The organism is Variovorax sp. P4_D9 (genome assembly GCF_056401695.1).
The window spans coordinates 1-2,413 of the sequence record NZ_JBFUIU010001102.1 but is presented as its reverse complement, the minus strand read 5'-3'; the positions used below and the strand labels follow the sequence as shown (position 1 = coordinate 2,413).

Here is a 2,413-nt window from a genome sequence, read left to right as displayed (position 1 = left end):
GGGTTGCCCTATGCGCACCAAGCCTCCCAGTGTCCCTTCCGAATCGCCCGCCGCTGTGTAGATGAGAAGCCCGGACATTGGAGCACGAGGATCGGAGGAGACAAATAGCCGTTCGCGCAACGAGGCCGTGGAATATCCACATTCGAAGACAAGCTGGTTTATCAATAGATGCGCGAGGCTGTGCACGAGGAGAAATCGAGACGCCCAGTCTCTATTAGTCGGATCGAGCGGTCTTAGCGCCCAGCAGCTATCCTCCAGTCGCTGAACGAACTCTTGGCTCAGCCTGTCCTTCAGCCATGCAGCGTTATCGCGTTGCCAAGCAGCGACGCTTTCCTCCCGCAGCTCGATATAGATGCCCTCGCCGTAGACTTGGACAGCAGGTAACCACTGATCAGGCCCCTCTGGCGGATCGCGGAAAAGTTGGCTCAGAGCGGAAGAGGGGAGTTCCGATAGTGGTGACGATGAAGGGTCAATTCGGTCAAACCCGAAGAAGACACGAGTTTCACAGAGCCTCTCCACCAAACCGACTCGCTCCACCCACTTGGACAGTTCTGGAGGAACAGCACCGCGTAGCACCCGCATCCTCGGTGACCGTCTCGGGTCATCGATGCCTTCCCTCAAGACGTTAAATTCTGCGCGGCGGAAGCGCATCACTTCGGTCTCTGGCTGCGCGGGGCGCGCGGCGCCAGACTGGGACTCTTTCGGCGCTCCCGTGAAAAGGCTTTCGAGCGCTTGTTTTAGCTTGCCCGCCTCGTGAGATATTCCCAGCTTTGTCAGGGACGCGCTGACAGTGATCACCGCGTGATCGAACATCTTTAGCTTCCACAACGCCTTCATGGTGCCTATCTCGGGCAGCCCGTCAATCGCCTTGCGCAGGTCCACGACTTCGTCGTCCTTCTCGGCAAGATCGGGCAGGCTGATCGCCGAGATGGTACGAGGGAAGTAGATGTTGGTTTGGTTGATCAGTGCGCCAACTAGAGGTTCAGCGCAGGTGCTGTCATGAGCTCCCTCGCCAAGCCACGGACGTTCAGCTGGGCAACGGATCCCAGCTTTTTCGAATTCACTCTTCTCGCCCTTTTCGCGATCGGGCTTTATGGTGGTACCACTAAGGGAGCGTCCCCTAGCGCCAGGCGAACCCTCCGGGCAAGACTTGCATCTCACAACGATGCTAGAAAGCTCCGAGCCGCCCCGATCGGTTAGTTCGAGATGACCTTCACCCGTGCACTGGCAATCGATCCATTCCTGCCATGGGAACTCGCAAAGATGTCCATGCTGGCAAACGGCTATAAATCGAACTGGCTGCCACCTGCTACCGTCCTTTGGCTTTTCAAGGACTCTAGTGTCGAGGTTGAACCGATGCATGTCGCCGCTGCGAGTGTTTCGGTACCATCTTGGAAAGCGCATCGCTGGGATCCGGAGGTTCGCATTCGGAGGTGGCTCATGACGCCTCAAAGGCACTCGAAGGTCGGGCGGGGTGCGGAAGCGATCGACCTTAAGTAGCTCTGACAGCCGAGGCTCGAAAATCTCAAACTCCGACGGATCTGTGCAGTCGACCAATCCTCGAGATTCGTCCCATGACTTGAACCAGTGGTCCAAGCCGGCGATCACATGTGGAACGCCTTGACGGTCCGTATAGAGGCTACCAGGTCCGAATGGCGCAATCAACTGGCCAGTGCGTATTTGCTTGCTTCCCATTTTGTTCTCCTCAGGTGGCGGGACCGCTGCCGGAATCAGCTTTAGCGCAGGCTCCCAATCCCACGCCGCCGTAAGCTGGAGTGATCGCGAGCTCACCGGTCCTATCAACTTGACGCATGCTCGTAGGCACCTTCACGCCGCGCATTTCCTGCAATCTAGTAGCAAACTGTCCTGGCCAAAGCATGAGGTACTCACCGGCAGGAGACTGCGGAAAGTGCTCCCATTCCTGTGGATTGCTCCCCCATTTTGTGAGGAGCTCGGCATGGATGCGTCTCAGTTCGTTGATCGAGCGTTCGAGATCGCTGTCACGTTGAACCACTCTGCACCGATCGATCAAGATATCGACAGCTTCGTCGAGCGCTTCAAGATGGACAGGAAGATCGTGAACCGATTGGTGCACCTGTTGCCTTGCCCAAGTCAGCACGGCCCCGGCGAATCCGCGCTGAATAGAAGAGATGGCAAAAGGCGTAGCAGAAGTGGGCTCAACGCGCTCATAGAGACGCCGGTGGTAGCCGTGAAATTGCTCGTAGTGCGACCGGTCTCGGCTCTTTGAAGGGTTGTAAATTGTGAGGATAAGGCCCGGTCTTTCCTGCCATTTGCGGCCAACGCGACCCGTCACCTGGATATATGTCGAGGTCGATTTCGGCTGGCCGATGACTCCCATCAACGATAGTCGTTCGATATCCACGCCGACTTCGATTATGTTGGAGGCCAGACA

Annotated in this window: 2 protein-coding genes; both read right to left on the bottom strand. The window is 57.1% G+C overall.

Annotated features, from left to right (window positions below):
• Positions 1-1,695: DrmB family protein (gene drmB, locus AC1DY5_RS51500; RefSeq protein WP_478121994.1), on the bottom strand; the 1,695-nt coding region annotated here is incomplete at its 3' end.
• Between the two features lie 10 nt (positions 1,696-1,705).
• Positions 1,706-2,413, bottom strand: a 708-nt coding sequence (locus AC1DY5_RS51495; RefSeq protein ID WP_478121993.1) for a helicase-related protein, incomplete at its 5' end; no start/stop codon positions are given.